This is a genomic window from Pseudomonas sp. URMO17WK12:I9, assembly GCF_900230165.1.
GTDB lineage: Bacteria > Pseudomonadota > Gammaproteobacteria > Pseudomonadales > Pseudomonadaceae > Aquipseudomonas > Aquipseudomonas fulva.
Map to the genome: position 1 here is coordinate 230,604 of NZ_OCMQ01000007.1, position 21,156 is coordinate 251,759.

20 protein-coding genes are annotated in these 21,156 nt (G+C 60.8%); 7 read left to right on the forward strand and 13 right to left on the reverse strand.

The window, feature by feature from the left end; genetic code table 11:
- Positions 1-18: 18 nt before the first annotated feature.
- From CRP40_RS15775 to CRP40_RS15795, 5 genes are all read right to left on the reverse strand, one after another.
- Positions 19-969, reverse strand: a complete 951-nt coding sequence (locus tag CRP40_RS15775; protein WP_027914959.1) for an endonuclease — start codon at positions 967-969, stop codon at positions 19-21.
- Between the two features lie 122 nt (positions 970-1,091).
- Positions 1,092-2,087, reverse strand: coding sequence for an aldo/keto reductase (locus CRP40_RS15780; RefSeq protein WP_027914960.1), 996 nt, complete (start codon positions 2,085-2,087; stop codon positions 1,092-1,094).
- A gap of 94 nt (positions 2,088-2,181) precedes the next feature.
- A complete protein-coding gene (locus CRP40_RS15785) occupies positions 2,182-3,033 on the reverse strand; it encodes a LysR family transcriptional regulator (RefSeq protein WP_027914961.1) in 852 nt (283 codons plus the stop codon).
- Positions 3,034-3,193: 160 nt separating this feature from the next.
- Positions 3,194-4,378 carry an MFS transporter gene (locus CRP40_RS15790; protein ID WP_027914962.1) on the reverse strand — a complete coding sequence of 395 codons (1,185 nt, stop codon included), beginning with the start codon at positions 4,376-4,378 and terminating at the stop codon, positions 3,194-3,196.
- A 155-nt stretch (positions 4,379-4,533) separates the two neighbouring features.
- Positions 4,534-5,415 (reverse strand): LysR family transcriptional regulator, encoded by an 882-nt coding sequence (locus CRP40_RS15795; RefSeq protein ID WP_027914963.1) that lies wholly within the window; start codon positions 5,413-5,415, stop codon positions 4,534-4,536.
- Positions 5,416-5,583: 168 nt separating this feature from the next.
- Here CRP40_RS15795 and CRP40_RS15800 point away from each other — a divergent pair, with 168 nt between their 5' ends.
- On the forward strand, positions 5,584-7,227 hold the full coding sequence (locus CRP40_RS15800) for an acetolactate synthase large subunit (RefSeq protein ID WP_027914964.1): 1,644 nt from the start codon (positions 5,584-5,586) through the stop codon (positions 7,225-7,227).
- Positions 7,228-7,355: 128 nt separating this feature from the next.
- On the opposite strand, the gene CRP40_RS15805 is transcribed toward CRP40_RS15800, so the two are convergent.
- Positions 7,356-9,902 (reverse strand): HWE histidine kinase domain-containing protein, encoded by a 2,547-nt coding sequence (locus tag CRP40_RS15805; protein ID WP_027914965.1) that lies wholly within the window; start codon positions 9,900-9,902, stop codon positions 7,356-7,358.
- Positions 9,903-10,101: 199 nt separating this feature from the next.
- Here CRP40_RS15805 and CRP40_RS15810 point away from each other — a divergent pair, with 199 nt between their 5' ends.
- Positions 10,102-10,716, forward strand: a complete 615-nt coding sequence (locus CRP40_RS15810) for a dTMP kinase (RefSeq protein WP_027914966.1) — start codon at positions 10,102-10,104, stop codon at positions 10,714-10,716.
- A gap of 23 nt (positions 10,717-10,739) precedes the next feature.
- Here CRP40_RS15810 and CRP40_RS15815 read toward each other — a convergent pair whose 3' ends face one another.
- The 4 genes from CRP40_RS15815 to CRP40_RS15830 all read right to left on the reverse strand — a co-directional run bounded on the left by CRP40_RS15815 (position 10,740) and on the right by CRP40_RS15830 (position 16,694).
- Positions 10,740-11,747, reverse strand: a complete 1,008-nt coding sequence (locus CRP40_RS15815; RefSeq protein WP_027914967.1) for a zinc-binding alcohol dehydrogenase family protein — start codon at positions 11,745-11,747, stop codon at positions 10,740-10,742.
- 265 nt (positions 11,748-12,012) lie between these two features.
- Positions 12,013-14,274: a TonB-dependent receptor gene (locus tag CRP40_RS15820; RefSeq protein ID WP_027914968.1), complete on the reverse strand. Its 2,262-nt coding sequence runs from the start codon at positions 14,272-14,274 to the stop codon at positions 12,013-12,015.
- Between the two features lie 157 nt (positions 14,275-14,431).
- Entirely contained in the window at positions 14,432-15,124 is a 693-nt protein-coding gene (locus tag CRP40_RS15825) for a DUF421 domain-containing protein (RefSeq protein WP_027914969.1), read from the reverse strand.
- Positions 15,125-15,407: 283 nt separating this feature from the next.
- Positions 15,408-16,694, reverse strand: coding sequence for a DUF2254 domain-containing protein (locus CRP40_RS15830; protein WP_027914970.1), 1,287 nt, complete (start codon positions 16,692-16,694; stop codon positions 15,408-15,410).
- Positions 16,695-16,934: 240 nt separating this feature from the next.
- Here CRP40_RS15830 and CRP40_RS15835 point away from each other — a divergent pair, with 240 nt between their 5' ends.
- Both CRP40_RS15835 and CRP40_RS15840 read left to right on the forward strand, forming a co-directional pair.
- A complete protein-coding gene (locus CRP40_RS15835) occupies positions 16,935-17,240 on the forward strand; it encodes a DUF6482 family protein (RefSeq protein ID WP_027914971.1) in 306 nt (101 codons plus the stop codon).
- 9 nt (positions 17,241-17,249) lie between these two features.
- The gene (locus tag CRP40_RS15840) at positions 17,250-17,612 is read left to right on the forward strand and encodes a hypothetical protein (protein WP_027914972.1); all 363 of its coding nucleotides are present in this window, start codon (positions 17,250-17,252) and stop codon (positions 17,610-17,612) included.
- Here the strand turns inward: CRP40_RS15840 and CRP40_RS22240 are convergent.
- Positions 17,595-17,789 (reverse strand): hypothetical protein, encoded by a 195-nt coding sequence (locus CRP40_RS22240; RefSeq protein ID WP_225806694.1) that lies wholly within the window; start codon positions 17,787-17,789, stop codon positions 17,595-17,597. The two genes, CRP40_RS15840 and CRP40_RS22240, sit on opposite strands and share 18 nt — an antisense overlap.
- A 259-nt stretch (positions 17,790-18,048) precedes the next feature.
- On the opposite strand from CRP40_RS22240, the gene CRP40_RS15850 reads away from it, so the two are divergent.
- Positions 18,049-18,870 carry an NADPH-dependent oxidoreductase gene (locus tag CRP40_RS15850; protein ID WP_027914974.1) on the forward strand — a complete coding sequence of 274 codons (822 nt, stop codon included), beginning with the start codon at positions 18,049-18,051 and terminating at the stop codon, positions 18,868-18,870.
- A gap of 79 nt (positions 18,871-18,949) precedes the next feature.
- A complete protein-coding gene (locus CRP40_RS15855) occupies positions 18,950-19,297 on the forward strand; it encodes a nuclear transport factor 2 family protein (RefSeq protein WP_176505842.1) in 348 nt (115 codons plus the stop codon).
- 92 nt (positions 19,298-19,389) lie between these two features.
- On the opposite strand, the gene CRP40_RS15860 is transcribed toward CRP40_RS15855, so the two are convergent.
- A complete protein-coding gene (locus CRP40_RS15860; protein WP_027914976.1) occupies positions 19,390-20,016 on the reverse strand; it encodes a hypothetical protein in 627 nt (208 codons plus the stop codon).
- A 377-nt stretch (positions 20,017-20,393) separates the two neighbouring features.
- Between CRP40_RS15860 and arfB the strand changes: the two genes are divergently transcribed.
- Positions 20,394-20,807, forward strand: coding sequence for an alternative ribosome rescue aminoacyl-tRNA hydrolase ArfB (gene arfB, locus CRP40_RS15870; protein WP_027914978.1), 414 nt, complete (start codon positions 20,394-20,396; stop codon positions 20,805-20,807).
- An 84-nt stretch (positions 20,808-20,891) separates the two neighbouring features.
- Here arfB and CRP40_RS15875 read toward each other — a convergent pair.
- Positions 20,892-21,156, reverse strand: a 265-nt coding sequence (locus CRP40_RS15875; RefSeq protein WP_141400911.1) for an integrase core domain-containing protein, incomplete at its 5' end; no start/stop codon positions are given.

Sequence of the window (21,156 nt, forward strand, 5' to 3'; positions counted from 1 at the left end):
GCCGCTGAGGGTGGTGGATCAACGGCAGTTGCCGGCTTTTCGGTAGCCCGCCGCCTGGGCTTCTACCTCGGTCGCGAACGCGACCTGGTTCTTGGGCGCGACCTGGTGATAGCCCGGGCACCCGGCAGCCAAGTGATACACGTGGCTGTTGCGGTTGCCCAGCACGGCGCCCACCGGGGCTTGGCTAGCGGCGGAGGTACGGACTGGCGCCGCCAATGACGGCTGAACGCCATCGCCCGTGGGTGTGTAGTTCAGCGTCCATTGGCGTTCGCCCGTGACGAACGGGTTGGCGTGGCCCATGATGGCGGAGATGCGTCGGTCGCGCTCTTTTTCCCAGGCTGAGACGGGGTGCTGGCGGTCCCATGCCATCAGCAGTTGTTGCTGTTGGCGCGACATGTTCAGGCGGTAACGATCGAACATGTAGAACGTGGTACGGGCGACCAGGCCTTTGACCTCATCCCTTGGCTCGGCCGCGCGTTGGGCGAAATCCACCTTGGTCGTGCACTGGCCATACTCGCCTTGATTACCACTGACCATGCCATAGTTGAAATTGCTGCGGTCGCCGTTCACCTCACCCACGGCTGGGTAGAGGTTGAAGAGGTCGGCCTCCATGGCGCGGAATACCGGGTCGCTGTCCACGCAATGCTCCCGACCGCCGTTTTTCCAACACTGGCGTTGGTTACCGAAGGTATGGGCTGGCACGATGTGCTCCCACTCGGTGCGCTCGGCGCGGTTTTGCTGTTTTCGGGTCTGGTACCCACACGAAGCCGCGTCGATCCTTCCGCCTGACTTGCCTACCCATGTCCATTGGCAGCCGCAGTACAGTTCGCCCATGGCGCTCTTGCCTTGGTCCATGTAGACCTGCTGCTTTGCCACGACCTTGGCTTCAGCAAAGGTGGAGGGCGGATTAGCCCAGGTATAGCCACTTAGAATCAGCAGTAGATGAAGGGCGTAACGCAATGATTTCATGGGTAAACAGCACACAGATTACAGGGGCGTGCATTGTAGTACTTCTACCCAGAGCAGACAGCACACATTGACCACCACGTGTAGGAAAAGGGGTGGCCAATGGGTTTTATCGTACGCTGAGGCTACTTGAAACCGGTGACTGCATGGGGCACGTAGGGTGCTTCGAGCCGAGCGGTTTCCTCAGCCGTCAGGTGCAGGTCGATAGCGGCCAACGCGTCGTCCAGGTGCGCAGGCTTGGACGCACCTACGATGGGCGAGCTGACCCCTTGCTTACCCAGTACCCAGGCAAGCGCCACTTGCGCCATCGGCACGCCGCGTTCCTGGGCAATCTGTTCGACCACGTCGATGACCCGCCCGTCTTGTTCCTCGCTGTTTTCGAAGAATGACTGTCCGGACAGATCAGTGCGAGTCCGCTCGGTCTGCTGGCCATTGGGGCGTGTCAGGCGACCCCGTGCCATAGGGCTCCAGGGCATCAGCCCGACGCCCTGATCCAGGCACAGCGGAATCATTTCGCGCTCTTCCTCGCGGTACAGCAGGTTCAGGAAGTTCTGCATCGACACGAAACGGCTCCAGCCGTTGCTGGCGGCTACCTGTTGCGCCTTGGCAAATTGCCATGCGTACATCGACGAAGCGCCGATATAGCGCGCTTTGCCCGCCCTGACCACGTCGTTGAGCGCTTCCATGGTCTCTTCGATGGGCGTGGTGTAGTCCCAGCGATGGATCTGGTAAAGGTCGACGTAGTCGGTGCCCAAACGCGAGAGGCTGGCGTCGATACTGGTCATGATCGCCTTGCGCGACAGCCCTTGCTCGTTGGGACGGCTGACGCCTTGCCACATGTTGGCTGGGTAGAAGACCTTGGTGGCGATCACCGTCTCGTCACGCCGGGTGAACTCCTTGAGCAATTTGCCGAGGATCACCTCGGAAGTGCCCGCTGAATAGCTGTTGGCCGTGTCGAAAAAGTTGATGCCTTGCTCAACGGCGTGGCGAATGATAGGTCTGCTCGCTTCTTCGCCCAGTGTCCAGGGGTGCGTGCCGGCATCCGGCTCGCCGAAGGTCATGCAGCCCAGGCACAACCTGGAAATGTCCAACCCGGTGGTACCCAGTTTCACGTATTGCATCAGTGTGTCCTCGTCAGCCTTTGAATAGGTGCAGCGTACCCTTGTTGGCCATGCAGGCACATTCCCTGTTGCTGCAAGTGGGACATGCAGGAATTCACAAGCGCAACAGGGGCTTGACCTGCTGGTGCAGGAAATCGGTCACTGCCTTTATGCGCGGCGTGGCGCGCACGTCTTCGTGCACCGCCAGCCAGATCTCGATGCTCATGGTCTGCTCAGGCAGCCCCACCACGATCAACCCTTGCTCATGGGCCATGAAGGCGGGCAGGCAAGCGATGCCGATCCCCCCGGCACAGGCCTGGGCCTGAATGCGCAGGTCGTTGCTCAGCAGGGCAAAGGGTTGCGCGCCCGCCTGGCGGTTGAGCCACTGCTGCTGCGGCGAATGGGCCTGGGAGGCGTCATAACCGATGTATCGCCGTGCCGAACCGCTGGCTTGGTAATCGGCACTGGCATACAAACGGTAATCCAGGTGACCGAGCAGACTGACCACCAGGGTGGGCTCGGTGGGCCGTGACAAGACGATGCTGATGTCGGCCTCGCGCCTGGCCAAGGATGCCCGGGACTTGCTGCCGACCAACCGCAGCCGCAGCTGCGGGTATTGCTGGTAGAGGTCCCCGAGGCGCCTGGCGATGATGCTGCCCAGCAGGGCGGGCGGCGCCGAAAGGACCACTTCACCTTCTACCGTCTGTTGACCGGCGCTGGCGAAGTGTTCGAGGGCGAAGGACGACGCGGCCATCTGGCCGGCCAACTCACCTACGCGTTCGCCTTCGTCGGTGAGTACATAGGCCCGTGCGCGGCGGTCGACCAGCTTCAGATTCAGCGAAGCTTCGAGGGAGGCGATCCGCCGAGCGACGGTGGCGTGGTCGACTGACAGAACCCTGGCGGCGGCAGACAGCGACCCGGTGGCGCAGAAAGTCGAGAAATGGCGTAGGTCTTCCCAATCGAACATGAGCAGGCTCGGCAGTGGTGGGTCTGAGAGGGGTTAGGTGGGGTTTAGGGTACTAGCCCGTGCCGGCCGTTTGGCAAGGCCCGCTTCTGGCAACGGGCTGTACTGGTGCGCCGGCCACGCCACCGCCAGGCACACCATCAGCGCGGTGCTCTCCTCTGTCTCAAGCGCCGCCTTTCATGCGCCGCGCCACCGCATAGAGTCCCAGGCCCAGCAGCGCCATGGCGGCGCCGATGTAGCCTGTACTGGTCCAGCCCAACCCCGCAGTGATAGCCATGCCACCCAGCCATGGGCCCAGGGCGTTGGCCAGGTTGAAGGCGGCATGGTTCGAGGCCGCTGCAAGGCTTGGGGCTTCGTGCGCGATGTCCATCAGGCGGATTTGCAAAGGCGCTGCCAGGGCGATCATGGTGCCCACCAGGCCAATGCCCAACAGCAGGCTCCACAGGTTCGCCGCGGCAAAGGTGAAGAACAGCAGGACCAACACTGACCACGCCAGCACCAGCCCCACGGCGCGGAACTGCAAGCGGTCGAATAATTTGCCGCCCACGATGTTGCCGACGATGCCGCCCAGGCCGAAGGCTGCCAGGCCGAACGGGATCCACTGGGGCGCCACGCGGGTCACCTCGAGCATGGTCGGGGCCAGGTAGCTGAACACGCAGAACATGCCGGCAAAGCCGATGGACGCAATGCCCAGCGCCATCCATACCTGGGGCAGGGTGAAGGCCTTGAGTTCCTTGCGCGGGTCACTGCGCACCTCATCATGACGCTGGGGCACAAAGCGCCACACCATCGCGATGGTGCAAACGGCGATCAGGCCGACCAACACGAACGCCGAACGCCAGCCGAAGTACTGGCCCAGAAAGGTGGCGATCGGGTTGCCCAGCAACATGGCCAGGGTAAGCCCCATCATGACCCGGGCCACGGCGCCCGCGCGCTGGTTGTTGGGCACCATGCTGGAGGCTACGACTGCGGCGATGCCGAAGTACGCGCCGTGGGGCAGGCCGCTGATGAAGCGAAACGCGATCAGACCGCCAAACGACGGTGCGAAGGCAGTGGCCAGGTTGCCCAGGGCGTACAGGGCCATCAGCATCAGCAGCATGTGCTTGCGCAGAACCTTGGCGCCCAGAATGGCCAAGGTGGGTGCGCCCACCATCACCCCTAGCGCATAAGCGCTGATGGCGTGACCGACCTGCGGTTCGCTCAAGTTGAGGTTGCTGGCGATATCCGGCATCAGACCCATGATGGCGAACTCGCCGGTACCAATGGCGAAGCTGCCCAATGCCATGGCGGCTTCCATCTTTACGACGGTACTTTTACCGGGCAGTGGGGAGGGTTCTAGAACAGACATCTGGCTCCTTGAAACATGCTGAAACGTTCAAGTGATGATAATGGAGACGCGAACGGTGCGTCGAGGCGCGCTGACTCACTAGCCGACCCAATTAACGAAGCTATGTGGGCGCAGACAGCGTCGAGCGGCCTGGAGTACAGATGTACTCCAGGCCGCTAGCGATCCAGATATTGACTCTGTCCGGCAAAATCGATGAAGCGCTGGCTGGCCAGCGACAAGTACTCACCCGAGCGCCAGCACAGCCGAAAACTCATCTGCTGGGCAGGCTCGAACGGCACGCCAACGATCCCTGGTGTTCTCAATTGCACTGAGCGCAGCAATGTGGCCACGCCCATGTTGTCCAGGGCGGCCTGGACCACCAACGAGACGAAATTGCTCTGCAATGCCACTTGGTAAGTGATGCCGTGTTCGGCAAAGAAGGCGTCGAGCAGCTGACGCTGTACGAATGTGCGGTCGAACACCACCATGTCAGTGTTGCGCAGATCTTCGGCGGTCAGGCTTGCCTTGCTGGCGTAGGGGTGATCCGGGTGCATGCAGGCCAGCATCTCATCGCTACCCAACAGGATCGACTCCTTGTCCGAGGGCACGCGGCGAGACTCGAGCAGCGCCAGGTCGATTTCCCGTTGCTCAAGGCGTTGGCCAATGTCTTCGGCGCTGCCCTCGAAAACCGTCATGGCGATGCCGGGATAAAGCCGGCGAAAGGCGTTCATCAGCCCGGGCACATAGTGCAGGCCGAACATGGGCGGGATCCCCAGCCTCACTTCGCCGCGCTTGAGGTCGGCCATGTCGCGCAACGCCTGGCGGGCCACGTCCATCTCCCGCAACGCTGATGCGATGCGGGGCAGAAACTGCTCGCCTTCCACCGTCAGCACCACCTTGCGCGTGGTGCGGTTGAACAGACTGACGCCCAGTTCTTCTTCAAGACGCGTCACAGCCATGCTCAGCGCCGGCTGGGCGATGTGCAGGTGCTGAGCGGCCTTGGTGAAGCTGCCCTGGCGGACGATTTCAACGCAACAACGCAGCGCCTTGAGATTCATTTGAGGTATTCCGGAATTGATAACGTTTTGTGATGCTCAGCATCATAACAATATATTTACTATTATTAACGCCAAGGCCTACGATGCGCGGCACTGAGACATCCTGCAACATCTCAGTCACGCAGCCAGCCGGCTGCATCCTCCCTGGATCTTGAGGTAGTACATTAAATGGCCAAGGCCGCCGATGTCGTTGTGCAATGCCTGGAAAACGAAGGTGTCGAGTATGTGTTCGGCATTCCTGGTGAAGAAAACCTCGACCTGCTCGAATCCCTGCGCAAGTCGAAGATCAAGCTGGTACTGACCCGCCATGAACAGTCTGCAGGCTTCATGGCCGCCACCTACGGTCGGCTGACCGGCAAGACCGGCGTCAGCCTGTCCACCCTGGGCCCCGGCGCCACCAACCTGGTCACCGCCAGCGCCTATGCGTATCTCGGCGGCATGCCGATGATGATGATCACCGGGCAGAAGCCGATCAAGAAGTCCAAGCAGGGCCGTTTCCAGATCATCGACGTGTGCGGCATGATGGACCCCATCACCAAGTACACCCACCAGTTCGCCTCGGCCGACAACATCCCGGCCCGCATGCGCGAAGCCTTCCGCCTGGCCGAGGAAGAAAAGCCGGGTGCTGTGCACCTGGAACTGCCTGAAGACATCGCCGCCGAGCAGACCGATGCCCTGCCTATCCCGCGCAGCCTGCACCGTCGCCCGCTGGCCGAGCACGTGGCCATCGACGCAGCCGTGGAAAAATTGCATAAAGCGCGCAGCCCGATTCTGGTGATCGGTGCCGGCGCCAACCGCAAGATGACCGCCAAGGTGCTCAAGCAGCTGATCGACAAGACCGGCATCCCGTTCATCACCACCCAGATGGGTAAGGGCGTGGTCGATGAGCGTCACCCACGCTTCCTGGGCAACGCGGCGTTGTCGTCCGGCGATTTCGTGCACCGTGCGATCGAGGCGGCCGACCTGATCATCAACATCGGTCACGACGTGATCGAGAAGCCACCGTTCTTCATGGTCCGTGGCGGCACCGAAGTCATCCACATCAGCTTCCGCTCCGCCGAAGTCGATGCCGTGTACTTCCCTCAGGTCGAAGTGATCGGTGACATCGCCAACGCCGTGTGGCAGATCAGCGAGCAACTGACCGACACCGCGCACTGGGACTTCACCCGCCTGATGGCGATTCGTGAAGCCAACGAGGCGCAGATCGCCGAAGGCGGCGACGACGACCGCTTCCCGGTCTACCCACAACGCCTGGTGGCCGACATCCGCCGCGTACTGCCTTCCGAGGGCATCGTGGCCCTGGACAATGGCATCTACAAGATCTGGTTCGCTCGTAACTACAAGGCTCACAAGCCCAACACGGTGCTGCTGGACAACGCCCTGGCGACCATGGGTGCCGGCTTGCCATCGGCCATGGCCTCGCATCTGGTCTACCCGGACCGCCCGGTGATCTCGGTATGCGGCGACGGCGGCTTCATGATGAACAGCCAGGAACTGGAAACCGCAGTGCGCTTAGGGATGCACATCACCGTGGTCATTCTGCGTGACGACGGCTACGGCATGATCCGCTGGAAGCAGGCCAACATGGGCTTCACCGACTTCGGCCTGGACTATGGCAACCCGGACTTCGTCAAGTACGCCGAAGCCTACGGCGCCACCGGCCACCGTGTCGAAAGCGCCGAGGGCCTGCTGCCCTTGCTGGAGCACTGCATCACCACCCCAGGCGTTCATGTGATCGACTGCCCGGTCGACTACAGCGAGAACGACCGCATTCTCAACAGCGAGCTGCGCGAGCGGGCGCTGGCGATCTGAAGCGTGCCCACACGCTGCGTCTGATCGCCGAGTCGATCATCCTGCTGCATTGACCAGCTGCAGCAGGATGCGTGGATGTGATCTCAGGCTGTGTACGGCGGCCGCAATGGCCGCCGTCTTGAGCGTCTTCAGTCCTGCGGTTCGAGCAGGCCACGAAGGCTCATCACGATGGTACTCATGTCATAAGGTTTGCGTGTGACCGGAATGTGCTTCAGGTGCGCGGGAATACTGATGCCATCGCCATAACCGGTTGCGAACAGGAAAGGGATGCGCCGACGCATCAATGCCTCGGCCACGGCAATGGACGTACCGCGCCCCAGGTTCACATCGAGAATGGCGGCGTCGGGTGAGTGCCGCTCCAAAACCTGCAAAGCTTCCTGCTCGGAACTGGCCGTGATGACATGCTCGATGTGGGCGTCGTTGAGAATTTGCTCGAGGCCGATGGCAATGACCAACTGATCCTCCAGGATCATCACGCTCAGGCCAGGTCGTGCGGCGAATGGGTCAGAGGAATCGATCATGGGCGCAGCAGCAGCAGGCGCAGGCTCGGACTCGGCAACCGCCAGGTGCCTGGCTGGCAGCGTGAACAAGCCCTGCACCCCATCAGGGTAGTACTCCACGCTACTGGTACCGCCCAGATCGAACGGGATGCTGCGCTCGATGAGTACCGAGCCGAAGCCGCGGCGCCGGGGCACCTGCACCTGCGGGCCGCCGCTTTCCTGCCAGATGATGGCGCAGGCGCCTGCAGCATCGATCGCCCAGCTCACAGACAGCCGCCCCCCTGGACTCGACAGCGCACCGTACTTGGCCGCGTTGGTCGCCAGCTCGTGCAGCACCAGCGCCATCACCGAATAGGCCCTGGCATCGAGAATCACGTTGGGTCCTTGCATGACGATGTCGGCAATAGCCGTGCGGTAAGGCGACAATTCGGCATCGAGCAACATCGCCAGGCGCCCACCGCCATCACCCCGCACGACCTGGTCGTGGGCCAGCGACAGGGCCTGGATGCGGCCCTGCAAGGTGTTCACGTAACCCTTGAGCGTCTGGCCCTCGGCCGTGGGATGGGCAACCAGTGCGCCAATCAGCGACAGGATATTCTTGACCCTGTGGTTGAGCTCTTCGTTGAGCACCCGCTGGCGCACCTCGGCCTTGGAGCGTTCGCTGGCCAGCAGTTCGCTGTTGTGCAGCAGCACCTCGACGATGGCCGTACGAATGGCGTCCCCGAACTGTCGATCCTGCTCCGTCCATGGCGCAGACTGCTGGTGCACAGTCTGTTTCCAGATGGAAAAACTCGTGCGCGGCGTCAGCCGGTCGCCCATCGCGCCACTGGTATAGGTCTTGTTGGGGTCGCCCGCCCAGTCGAGGGTCTGCACCACCTCCTTGCGAAAGAACATGATGTAGTCTTGCGGGCGCTGCGAAATGGGGATGAGCAGCACGCCCGACACGTCGCTGAAGTAGGCCTGGGCCGCCGGATGGGCCAGTGAAAGGCTGTTCGATGCCCACGTCCTGGCTTCGGCCACGCTTTCGGCGAAGCGCAGCAGTTCAGGCACGCAAGCTCTAGGCGGAACGGTACCGGCACTCGACCAACGCCCTTGCAGGGAGATGCCGATGCCATCACACGGGATCAGCGACATCAGCCTTGGCAGCCGGTCTTCGAAGAAGCTGTGCATGTCGGCGGCATGGTTGGCATCGCGCAGCATCAGGTCGAGCGTGTCGTGCACCTGCACGGCCGCTTCGAGTTGTTGCCGGCTGCGCACTGTTTCGATGTGCAGGGCGAAGAACTCGCCAAACATCTCGGCCGCCACGCGTCGCCCCATGGTCAGGTTGCGTGGTGAGTAGTGATGGCAGGCGATCAACCCCCACAGCGCGCCATTGACGATGATCGAGATGGACATGGTGGCGCCCACGCCCATGTTCTGCAGGTATTCGCAGTGGATGGGAGACACGCTGCGCAGGTGGGCATAGGACAGGTCCAACGGCTCGCCCGAAGGGTCCAGCACAGGCTCCAGGGCCACCGCCTCGAACTGCACGTCAGGGATGACCCTGATCGGGTTGCGCAGGTACAAGGCGCGTGCCTGCTGCGGGATGTCCGATGCGGGAAAATACTGCCCCAGGAAGCTCTCGAGCGTGCTGCGCTTGGCCTCGGCAATCACTTTGCCGGCGCCATCGCTTCCCAGTTGGTAGATCATTACCCGATCGTAGCCCAGTACTGCACGCACAAAACGCGCGGCATCGCGGAACAGGCGGTCGGTCTGGTCGATTTCGCGCAGCTGCGCGATCAAAGTGCGCGCAAGCTCGATGGGTTCTGCAACTTTTTGGCCCGCAGGCTCGAACTCCAGGAGAGTGCTGCCCTTGAAGCGGTGCGCCGACACATCTACACGCCGGCCATCGGGCAGGGCGACTGCAAAGCTCAACGCCGGGCGCGATCCTTCGCGGATACGGGCCAGGGCATTGCGCAAGGTATGGGCGAGTTCCCCGCCAATTACGTCATCGAGTTTACGGCCATTGAGCGGCAGCGTGACCCCCAGTAATTTCGGCGCATTGACCGAGTGACGCAGGACCACGGTTGCGGTGGCGTCGCAGGCCAGCAAGCAGCCATGGGGCTGGATGCTGCCGGGAATCTGAATGGGTTCGCGGTCGCAATTACTCAGGTTTACCTGTGGGTCGAGGGTCATTAGCCATGCCTGTAGATGATGTAAAGGCTGCCTGCGCGGCTGCCGCCGTCAGCCTATCAGCACACCCGCGTACGGCATAGCCAGTGAGTGCCCCGGATAGCAGTTTTGAGGGTGTCAGTTGTCTGCACGCGGTGCCAGCGCTTGTGTGTGACTGGCCTCGGTGGTTTCATGCGGCCCTTGATTTTGGAGGTACACGCACATGAGTCGCCCGCTTTTCATCGCCATGGACGGGCCGAAGGGTACTGGTAAGACCACGCTGCTCGAAGCACTCACCCAGGCGTTACGGGCCCGAGGCAACAAAGTGGTCAGGCTGTGCGAGGGCAACAATGATCCACAGCGCGCGCAGACCATGACGTTGGTCAATCAGCTGGCCAGGCAGCCTTCGCCAACGGTTGAGTGGCAGGTCTGCGAGCGATTGGCCGAAAGCCGCGCCTGGATCACCCGCCACGTACTGCCGCGTCAACCTGGCGACAGCATTGTCCTGATTGACCGTTGGTACCCATCGGACGCGGCGTTTCGCCGAAACGTGCCATTCGACCAGGTGTTGCGTTTGAACATCGAACGCGGCGTGCAGGTGCCTGACCTGCACATCGCGGTGCTCACCACGGCGCAAACGTCCTGGACGAGGGCTGCGTCCCGCCGTCGGGGCCTGGGCAGCACGGTCATCCATACCTTGGAGGAGCAGATGGCGAGTACCCAGGCGTTCAAGCACGCTGCACACGAGCACGGCTGGCTGCTTTGTCAAAATGAAGGCACCGTGGCGGACGCCGTCGATCAGTTGGTGGAGGCCGTCACGCCGCTGCTGCACGCCTGAACCCATCGTTCAGGCCACTGGGTTCAGAAGCCTTCCAACACGATCTTGCCCCTGGCCTTGCCGCTCTCGATGACCGCGTGCGCCCGTTTCAGGTTGCTCGCATTGATCGTCCCGAAATGTTCGCCCACCGTCGTCTTGAGCACACCGGTGTCGACCATTTCGCTGATGCGGTTGAGCAGTTGGTGCTGCTTGATCATGTCGTGCGTCTGATAGAGCGAACGGGTAAACATCAGCTCCCAGTGCAGCGACAAGGATTTGCGCTTGAGTGGGACCACATCCAGCTGCGCAGGGTCATCGATCAAGGCAAGCTGCCCTTGCGGGCGCAGTACCTCGATGAGTTGCTCAAGGTAAGTGTCGGTATGGGTCAGGCTGATCACGTGATCGACCGCTGCGACACCGTGTGCGCTGAGCTGGGCGGCCAGTGGGGCCGAGTGGTCGATCACTAGGTGCGCGCCCAAGTCCTTCACCCAGGCTTGCGTCTGGGCCCTGGAAGCCGTAGCGATCACGGTCAGCCCAGTCAACTGGCGGGCCAATTGCACCAGGATTGAACCCACTCCACCGGCAGCGCCGATGATGAGCAGGTGCTGACCCTGACCGCCGTTTTCTTCGAGGCGCAGGCGGTCGAACAGCAGCTCCCACGCAGTGATGGACGTCAATGGCAGCGCAGCGGCGCTGGCAGCATCCAGGCTAGATGGCTTGCGCCCAACGAGGCGCTCGTCCACCCGATGGAATTCGCTGTAGCAGCCGGGGCGGTCGATGGCGCCGGCGTAGAACACCTCATCCTCTGGTTGGAACAGGGTCACCTGCTCGCCCACTTCACGGACGATGCCGACCGCGTCCCAACCCAGCACTTGCGGCTGGTCACCGCCACGGCTGGCGCGAATCTTGGTGTCGACCGGGTTGACTGCGATGGCCTTGACTTCGACCAGCAGGTCTCGCGCACCGGGGGACGGTACGGGCAGGTCTGCATCATAGAGAGATTGAGGGTCTTGCAGGGGCAAGCCAGGCTGCGAGTAAACGACAGATTTCATGGGGGAGGGCCTTGGTTGAAAAGGTACCTGCCTAGGCTATTACTATCGATTGCGCAGAAAAACAGGCTTGAAGAATTAATACTTTGTTTTTCAGGAGTGAAAACGCGTTGGTGCTCGATCCGTGAGCATTCAAACCAGAGGCCTGCAACAATTTGAAGTCGTGAAGCGCCCGGCTCAACGGCGATGGTCTGCGGGGCAGCCCTGAAAGGTGCATGCCGCAACGCTCGCCGTCGGGGAACCCCCAGGTTGTACGACCTTGGCGCGATCAGAAATCGACCGAGGCATTCAGAGACAGCGTACGTGGTGCACCGAGTACCAGGTAGTTCGAGCCTGGATACCCGCCAGCGGAGGCCCAATAGTCACGACCGGCCACGTTGTCCAGACGCGCACGCAGGGTGACGTCCTTCTCGTCTACCTTGAAGCCGTAGCGGGCCCCCAGGTCCAATCGCGTCCACGAAGGAATCTCGAGGTTGTTGGCGTTGTTGATGTATTGACGGCCGGTGTAGACCACGCGGCTGGTCAGGGTCAGGCCGTTCACACCCGGCACGTCCCATTCGCCGCCGATGTTGGCCTGGGTTTTAGGCACGCCGATGGCCTGGTTGCCGTCGTCCTGACCGTTCTGGGTCTTGCTGAGTTCGGCATCGAGCAGGGTGACGCCACCGAGCAGACGCACGCCGGGCGTCGGCTCACCGAATACCGACAACTCGATCCCGCGGTTGCGTTGTTCACCGCCATCTTTGAACACCTGATCCTCGACGATGCCGACCGGCTTGCGCGTCTCGAACACCGCCAGGCTGCCACCCAGGCCACCGCCGTCGTACTTCACACCCACTTCGGTCTGTTTGGCCACGTAGGGCGCCAGTGAGGCACCGGCATTGAGCACCGGGGCTGTGGAACCGTCAGGCAGGGTAGTGGTGGCGCCGGCTGTGTCGCCTTTGGTCAAGCCTTCGATGTAGTTTGCGTAAACCGAGAACTGCTCGTTGATCTGGTACACCGCGCCGGCAACGGGCGTAGTTTCATAGCGGTTGTACTTGGATGTCTTGTCGCCGGAGTTGTAATCGTAACCTGTCACGTCGAGCCCTTGTCGACGGGCCCCCAGGGTGATCTGCAGCTGATCGTTGAAGAACCCCAGGGTGTCGGCGATAGCCAGGCTCTGGGTACGGGTCCTGGCGGTCACATGCGGGTCGGACATGTCGCCACTGAAACTGGTGTTGTCGGGTTTGGGAACGTAGACAGGGTCATAGAGATCGTTGGCAAAACCACTGAAATTACCCGCCCAGGCATTACGGTCCTTGTTGTCGAACACCGAGCCGGACAGCACCCACTGATGCGACACCGGGCCTGTCTGCAGGGTGTAGCGCATGCCCACCTCACCGGTAGCCACGGTCTCTTCCCGGTAGTTGTCAAAGCGCGTAGAGCGGGTCACGCCGTTGGCGTCGGAGGAGGGGTTGGCCAGTACGTTCTTCTCTTCACCTTTGCGCATGCCGATGGCAGCCCAGGTGGTGAGCGCATCGGAGAGGTCATACTCGGCACGGAAGGTACCGAATGTTTGCTTTTCCTTGGAGTACGTCCAGGGCTGGCCGTAGTTCTTGTCGGCATCCGGCGGGCTAGGTACGCGGCCTGTAGGGGTGACGCTGGGCAGCGGGTTATCGATGAAATGGTACTGGTGGCCAATGTCGGCCGAAAGCCGCAGGCGTTCGCCCTGGTAGTCCAGGCCCAGGGCGAACATGTCCAGGGAGCGGTCCTGGTCCTGTACCGACGTTTCCCCGTCGCGCTTGGCCACGTTCATGCGAACGCCAAAACGATCCTGCTCCCCGAAGCGGCGCGCCACGTCAGCCGAAACGGTACCGAAGCCGCGATTTTCAACCCCAGCGGTCAAGCGGGTAAGGGATTCGTTCGGGGCGCGCTTGGGCAGGATGTTGATGGCGCCGCCAATGCCGGTACCGCCGGGGGCGGCGCCATTAAGGAAGGCGTTGGCCCCGCGGAATACCTCGACCCGTTCGATGAACTCCGCTGCAACGTATTGACGCGGAAGCAGGCCATACAGGCCGTTATAGGCGATGTCGTCGGAATACAGCGGGAAGCCCCGCATGACATACAGTTCCTGGAAGTTGCCGAAACCACGGGCGACCCGCACGGAGGGGTCGTTCTGCAGGATGTCCGCCACGCTGTGCGCCTGCTGGTCCTGGATCAGCTGGTTGGTATAGGACGTGGATGTGAAGGGCGTTTCCATGTAGTCCTTGTTGCCCAGGATACCCACGCGCCCGCCCCGGGCCACTTGCCCCCCTTCATACTCAGGAACCAAGCCATCCTTGGAGGCGTCTGCGCTGGCCGAAACTGCGGTTTCTTCAAGCTCCAGGACCGCGCCAGTGGTACCGGCCGTATTCACAGGTTGTGCAACCGGCACCGGGATTTCCAGCGCGTTCTGAGCAAGTGCGAGCGGTGAGGCCACGCTTGCGACCAACCCCAGGGGCAACCAGACAACGGTGTGCAGCGCAGGCTTGCGGGCAAAATTCGGGAAGGGCATGTGAGAACCTGATCAAGGAATTGGGACGACAGTGAATTGGCGTGCTACAAAGCGCAGAATTATAGCGAGTGGGAATCGTTATCGCTAAGCTTTTGTTTGCAGCTCCAGCCCAAGTTGTAACCTGGCGCTTGCTCAACAACCTTGAGGGTCCGGACGGTTAACGGTTGCGCGTTGTCTGCAGGGCAGGTGACCAACTGCGATGACCGCAGCGCATGCAGGCAATCACGTCATGCAGCTGATGCTGCACTGGCAGGCCACAGCTAACGCAGCAATACAGGCCTGGAGACGGTGGAGAGTCGTATTCTGGACGGTGCTCGGGCGGCAGCACGGACAAACCTGGCCGAGTGTCTTTGGCCTCGTAAAAATACAGGCTCAGTTCGCCGTCCGTCTCCAGCAAACCCAACCGCACCTGGCCAAGGTGCTCAACCCCTTGTTGACGCAGTTCCATGAACAACTCGTTGGAGGAGATGTTCAGGTTGCGCAACGAGTGAATTTCATATTGGCCGTCCTTGACGACGGTGATCGGGAGCCCGTCAATCCAGGCTTCGCACATCTTGCTGCGACGCATCAGATAGATCGTGCCGCGATACAGGAGCAGTAGCGTGACGAACACCAGGGCCACTGGTAACAATGGCACATCTTCGTAGAAGGTCACATCGCCTGCAGCAGAACCCAGGGTCAGGATGACGACGAGTTCGAAGCGCGAGAGCTGCTTGATGCCACGCCTGCCGCTGAACTTCAGAAACAGAAACACGGCGAGAAAGGCCGCAACCACGCGCATCATCACTTCCATCAGGAACGTGACGGGCAAGTCACCCAGCAGCATCCTTTGCAGATCGAATGACTCCATCGAGCGCCCTCCGTCGCCACCTTGTGATCAATTGACCTGAGTTCATTAACTACGGTTCAGCCTGGCCTTCGCCATGGGCCAGGCAAGGAAGGGGGGATTTCAGGAAGGGGGCTTGTCGAGCGGGCAAAAGAAAGCCCGCTGCTAGTCGGGCTTAAGTCTTTCTCATGGGGATGAGTTGATAATCCACTCGGCAACGTGAAAATTCGGTGAAATAAAAGTCCCCATTGTGTGGAGTGCTCATTTATGCGGCACAGGCGATGAACGGTCAGATCCTCAGGTAATTTCAGGACAGCCGTGCCCGGGGCCATTCCAAACTTCGGACCAGCGCCCGCAAGCGCTGCTTGTCCTCCTCCAACGGTAATGCCTGTTCGGCCCGCTTGAGCAACAGGTCCACATGCGTGATGCAAGCTTGGCCAAACCGATCGGGCGCGATCTGCGCCAGGCTCGCCAAGGCCTTCACCAGGCGGATGTCCACTTCCAGCAAGCCAGCACCGTCCCGTGCAATCAGGGTGAAGAAGTCATCGAACATGTCGTCGACTGTCAAACCGCGCACATGCACGTTCTGCCACTGGCCGTCGGTCGTGGTATCGGCCGCTTGCCGTGCCCAGGTGGAAAAGCAGCGTACCCCACGGCCTATGACGTCGATGACCGTGCCAGAGTCGTTGGTCGCGGGAGACAATGCGCGTGAGGCGATCTCTGCCAGCACCGAGAGCCCGAAGCGCGGGTCCTGACCATAGGTACGCCGTGCACCGAGCGTTACTGCAGCCAGCACCTCATCTACAAGATCTGTGGTTTCGGCGGCCTGGCCTGCACGGACGGCGCGCGCCAGCACCGTACCGTGGTGCACGAAGCTGCCCGGCAGCACCTCCAGGTAAATCACGGCATTGTGCTTGTCGGCTGCGTGGGCGAGGGCACTGACATCGACGTGTTGTACATAGCCGATGTCCTCGCAGAGAACTAGGACAGCCTCGGGATCGACCTGCGTAGCAGTGGTGTAGGGCTGCGCACCCAGGTAAGGCCACTGCGCACGGCGCTTGAGCGCTGCAATGGCCGCATCTTCAACCCGGTCGATGGTTTCCCCAACGCGGCCAAGCTTGGACAAGTGGTCGATCCAGCGCAGCAGGGTGTACACGATCAGTACGATCATCACCAAGGTGACTGCAAACAGCACCACACGGCCCTGAGCGCCGTAAATGCCCGTACTCAGGGCAATGATGCCCACCAAGCTGAACAGGAAAGAGCCGATGAACGTCGCCAGGGCATTCTGAGTCGTGGCGTCCTCCATCACCAGGCTAGTCGCACGAGGCGTGACGCCGCTGCTGGCGGCGCTGTAGGCCGACACCATGGTGCTGAGCGAAAACGTGGTTACGGCCAGCATGCTGGAGGCGATGATGCCCAGGATCTTGTCGACCGAGTCGGCCCCGACTTTCGCCGGCAACGACGCTGGCACCATGTCGCGCAAGGCGATGGCCAGCAGCGCGGTGAGTACGCCGATCAGGGAAAACAGGCTGGCGCGAAACCACAGCCTTTTCGTCATTTGCGCAAGTGCCCAACGCCAGCGAGCGATCATGGTGGTTATTCTTCCTCAACAGATAGGCCGTATGCAGGCTGGAGCGCTGCGGCATCGTCACGATTGAGTCCAAGCCCGTGCAGATAGTTTCGCGACCCTTGGTTGAGTTTTGCAATCGATACGGAACGACCGCAGCGCGTCGGCATCCTTATACAAGGCGCTGGATTTGTATAAGTGCGAGCGCTCGACATTTTCCATCAAGCCCGATGCAGGCCGTGCCTGCCGGATGGAGTATCTGCCATGAACCTAGAGCAACTGAAGCAACTGGCCACTGCCGGTACTGTCAATGAACTTGAATTGCTGTCGCTCGAAGGCGGCTTTTACGTCCTGCGTGCGTTGACGGCCGACGGGCCGCAGACGTTCAGCGATGCCCAAGGGCAGGCGGTGCGACTGCGGTCAATGACGGAGGTGCGCGAGCTGCTGGCCGATGTACCGCCTGTGCCGTGCATGCTGGTGCAGCATGTGGTGCATGACGAGATGTGCGGTCAGCGCGATGGCCCCCTGGCGCCGCTACGCGTGCCCGTGACGCTAGCAGAGCAGTGGTAGCATTTACCGATGCAAAGAGTAGACGAGAGCCGCCTGCACGCTTGGCAAGCCCTGTCGCAGTTCTTCCTGGACACCGAACTGACCGAGGCGAGCCTGGCGTGGGTGGCAAGTGTCATGACCCAGAGCCCCTATACACTCGATCAACTGCACAGCATCTTGTGGCATGAACTGTATCCGGCCTTGCAGTGGAATCTCAGGTCCATGGCCGGCGAGTGGGCAGGCTGGACGGACGAGTTCTTGATCGAACACGTCAGGGTGCGGTCGTTCGAGCCGGCAGTTCCGCGCAGCGGGGCGGTGGGTGATGAGATCGCCCGGTGCTGGGAACGGGCGCTGGCGAGACTCCGCGTTCAGGGGCTAGGCCGCCCCAAGTAACCGCAGCAGTTGCGCATGCTCCCAAGTGCTCATCAACGCCACCGGGTTGGTGCCGTAAGGGTGGTGAGTATCGAACTGGTAAGCACGGCCATCGGGGCTGGAGCAGCGGATGCAGTGATCCAGCGCACCCTCCTCATTGCAAAAGGTAAGCATCCACCCGTCCGCTTGCACAGTCATGGACCCACACGCCATTTCCGCCCAGCGTGGCTCGCTCACACGCTGTAAATCCCGAATCCCGAGGGCGATATCACGCAGTATCTGGTAGACCTCTCGAGGTGCAAGCGAAGGTGTCGCCACGCTGATTGTCCATTATCGATTGAGTTGAAAGTCAGTCGGCACAGGGTACCTGATCCAGCCGGTAGGCTTGGAGACTATGACACCTGCTATGTGCAGGACGCCTTTTTTTGATAGCCTCCTATCTTTTTGGAGGAATTGTATGACAGCCGATAGCCGAGCAAAACTGGTCGCTCGCTATGGTACCGAAGAGGTATCGCCGCTCAGCCAATGCAATGCCGTGATTGAGCAGTTGCTCGACCATCGCAGCGTCCGTGCATTTGCGGACCGACCGCTGCCTGAGGGGACGTTGGACGCCTTGATCGCCGCTGCTCAATCTGCGTCTACGTCCTCCAACCTTCAGGTCTGGAGCGTGGTGGCCGTTCAGGATCCCGGCCGCAAGCAGCGGTTGTCGGCTCTGGCAGGCAATCAGGCTTACATCCACCAAGCGCCGCTGTTTCTCGTCTGGCTTGCCGACTTGTCACGGGTGTCGCGCATTGGCGAGCAGCATGACGTGGCGCTCGAAGCACTGCCTTACCTGGAAAGCTTGTTGCTAGGCACCATCGATGCGGCCCTCGCAGCGCAGAATGCGGTCGTCGCCTTGGAGTCTCTGGGACTTGGGACCGTTTACATCGGCGGTATTCGTAACGACATCGAAGGGGTGGCCGCGGAGTTGGACTTGCCCGCGCATGCCTATCCCGCGTTTGGGTTGTGTGTCGGCTATCCCTCTGCCGACCGGCCCGCCAAGGTCAAGCCGCGGCTACCGCAGGAGGCCGTCCTGCATCATGAGACGTACTCGACCGCTCAGGAGCAGAGCTTGCTGGCCCGTTACGACGAGCGCCTGGGGGCGTTCTACCAACGTGAAGGCATGAAGGCGTCGGGGTGGTCGGAGCAGGTCGTCAGCCGGCTGCGAAGCGTTGCCAGCTTGCATGGGCGGGAAGCGTTGCTCGATGAGCTGAAGCGGATGGGGTTTGGGTTGCGGTGAGGCGGCATTCATTTGCCGATCACTACGCATCTTTGGTTAGGAAACCCTTATGAATAGCTATCTTCAAGAAGTCGTGGACTTGCACCAACTGATCGAAGCACGGTTTGCGCGAGGCGAGGGTTCGGTTGATACGATGATGCAGCGGTTCGAACCGGATTTCTCGATGGTTTCACCCGCAGGGCTGCAAATCGGGCTGCGGGATGTGGAGCAGCTATTTGAGCGCAACGCGGGCAGTCTGCCGGGGCTGAACATTGAGCTAAAGGACTTGGAAACCCTGCATCAATGGGCTGACGGGGCGTTGGTCAGCTATCGGGAGATACATAACGCCGAGGGTAAGGACCAGACGGTGCGGGTATCGACGGCACTGTTGGTGCTGGAGGCGGGGCGGGTTAAATGGCGTCATTTGCATGAGACCTGGGCGGTATGAGTGCTTGCGGTGGCTAGCCATATTTGCTTTTTGAAGGGGGCTAGGCGGCAGTAGGATGGTTGCTGCCGCTTGGTCTAACCCGCTGCGGCCTGTCAACCGAATGGGTTGGGTTTATCCAGATAACGGCTAACGCGCTTAGCAAGCAGGTATTCTGCCAGATCTTTCGCAGGAAAATAAGCGAGTAGCAGCAAGCCTCCACCGATCCCAATGCTAATCAGCCCGGCCCAAAATTCGCCTATAAGTAAAGGCGACAAGAAACAAAGCATAGCTGTGATCCACAAGCTGACGGCCACGATCGCTCCAACCCAGGCGATGACACCCTCAAAATGACCAACTGCGACTTTGTAATTGTCATCTGCAGGGTCCCATACTACAAACTTCGATAGGCTACGCAGCTGCGCGTGACTCCAGCGTCCAGTGCTGTCCAGTCTGAGCATGTACTGCATCAGCGAGCGGCTGGCGCTAATCCCAGAGGCCAATCGGAACATTTCAATATCGAGCGCTTCATCCAGATATCGAGTGAGCTCGTCATCACAGGCCGCAGACCTCGCGGTCTTGAGCCGAGCCATGCGCTTGCGAACAAAATGCTTGTCATGCCAATCCCAAACTTTGGTGAGCCGATTAACCCACTTGGCGCCTTGATAAAGTATCGGCGCAACTGCAATCAACCAAGAGGCGCCGCTGCTAAAAAAGGCGCGCAATTCTTCAAAGACTTCCATTTCTCTGCTTACCCCAAATGTGCGAGCACGGCATTGTGCCAGCGTTGGACCTTATTTTGTTCACGAATCGTCCTGTCGCCGGGACTCAGCGCGGCGCTGACTTACAAATCGCTCAGCTGTACACCGAGGTAAACGTGGCTCGGGGTCTAGAGTTACTGGAGAATGCGCTAGGGGCGTGGGTGATCTCAGGTGCTTGCCTCAGTTTGTCACTAACACTGATGGCGCTCAAAGACCGTGAGCGCTGGGGGCAGGGCGCGTGCCCCTGGTGACAGATTCCGACTGACCTTTCCCAAGGGCCAAGCATCGGATATTCAAGTAGCGTCATTTCGGTGCGCGGCCGTCGCTGTGATAATGCGCTCAATCATAAGGGCCTCCTCATGCTGACCATCTCCAATTCCGTACAACTGCCGGACGCTGAAATCGAACTGACCTACGTACGTGCCCAGGGCGCGGGTGGGCAGAACGTCAACAAGGTGTCGAGTGCTGTGCACTTGCGATTCGACATTCCCGCGTCTTCATTACCTGAATTCTACAAAGGGCGACTGCTGGCGTCGCGAGACAGCCGGATCACCAATGATGGTGTATTGATCATCAAGGCTCAGCAGTACCGAACTCAGGAGCAGAACCGAAATGACGCGTTGACGCGTCTGGCCGAATTGATCGTGAGTGCAGGCAAGGTCGAGAAAAAGCGTCGGCCTACCAAGCCCACGCTCGGCTCCAAAACGCGCCGCCTGGAGGGGAAGGCCAGGCGTAGCGGTATCAAAGCGGGCAGAGGGAAGGTGAAGGTTTAGTTTGGATAGCTCGCATAGCCGAGTTTCAGAGCCGGGTTAAAACGGAGTTTGCGCATGGCCAAGCGCCTGGGTGGTTTGTAGTGGTCAACTCATCCCGGACACGGTTTTGAGTTTTTCTTCTGCTTTCGCTGGAGCTAGTCCATCGTTGAACTGATGAGGCCGGATCCAGTTGTAATGGCCCATTAGGTATTGGCCAATGTCTCGTTGAGCTTGCTGCCCGGTCAGGTAGCCCGTGGTCGGTATCCACTCTGATTTCAAGCTGCGGAAGACTCGCTCCATCGGTGCATTATCCCAACAGTTGCCTCGGCGGCTCATGCTCTGGCGTATGCGGTAGCGCCACAGTCTCTGG

Coding starts and splice junctions, on each gene's coding strand:
- CRP40_RS15775 (WP_027914959.1), bottom strand. CDS start 969: ATGAAATCATTGCGTTACGCCCTTCATCTACTGCTGATTCTAAGTGGC.
- CRP40_RS15780 (WP_027914960.1), bottom strand. CDS start 2,087: ATGCAATACGTGAAACTGGGTACCACCGGGTTGGACATTTCCAGGTTG.
- CRP40_RS15785 (WP_027914961.1), bottom strand. CDS start 3,033: ATGTTCGATTGGGAAGACCTACGCCATTTCTCGACTTTCTGCGCCACC.
- CRP40_RS15790 (WP_027914962.1), bottom strand. CDS start 4,378: ATGTCTGTTCTAGAACCCTCCCCACTGCCCGGTAAAAGTACCGTCGTA.
- CRP40_RS15795 (WP_027914963.1), bottom strand. CDS start 5,415: ATGAATCTCAAGGCGCTGCGTTGTTGCGTTGAAATCGTCCGCCAGGGC.
- CRP40_RS15800 (WP_027914964.1), top strand. CDS start 5,584: ATGGCCAAGGCCGCCGATGTCGTTGTGCAATGCCTGGAAAACGAAGGT.
- CRP40_RS15805 (WP_027914965.1), bottom strand. CDS start 9,902: ATGACCCTCGACCCACAGGTAAACCTGAGTAATTGCGACCGCGAACCC.
- CRP40_RS15810 (WP_027914966.1), top strand. CDS start 10,102: ATGAGTCGCCCGCTTTTCATCGCCATGGACGGGCCGAAGGGTACTGGT.
- CRP40_RS15815 (WP_027914967.1), bottom strand. CDS start 11,747: ATGAAATCTGTCGTTTACTCGCAGCCTGGCTTGCCCCTGCAAGACCCT.
- CRP40_RS15820 (WP_027914968.1), bottom strand. CDS start 14,274: ATGCCCTTCCCGAATTTTGCCCGCAAGCCTGCGCTGCACACCGTTGTC.
- CRP40_RS15825 (WP_027914969.1), bottom strand. CDS start 15,124: ATGGAGTCATTCGATCTGCAAAGGATGCTGCTGGGTGACTTGCCCGTC.
- CRP40_RS15830 (WP_027914970.1), bottom strand. CDS start 16,694: ATGATCGCTCGCTGGCGTTGGGCACTTGCGCAAATGACGAAAAGGCTG.
- CRP40_RS15835 (WP_027914971.1), top strand. CDS start 16,935: ATGAACCTAGAGCAACTGAAGCAACTGGCCACTGCCGGTACTGTCAAT.
- CRP40_RS15840 (WP_027914972.1), top strand. CDS start 17,250: ATGCAAAGAGTAGACGAGAGCCGCCTGCACGCTTGGCAAGCCCTGTCG.
- CRP40_RS22240 (WP_225806694.1), bottom strand. CDS start 17,789: ATGACTGTGCAAGCGGACGGGTGGATGCTTACCTTTTGCAATGAGGAG.
- CRP40_RS15850 (WP_027914974.1), top strand. CDS start 18,049: ATGACAGCCGATAGCCGAGCAAAACTGGTCGCTCGCTATGGTACCGAA.
- CRP40_RS15860 (WP_027914976.1), bottom strand. CDS start 20,016: ATGGAAGTCTTTGAAGAATTGCGCGCCTTTTTTAGCAGCGGCGCCTCT.
- arfB (WP_027914978.1), top strand. CDS start 20,394: ATGCTGACCATCTCCAATTCCGTACAACTGCCGGACGCTGAAATCGAA.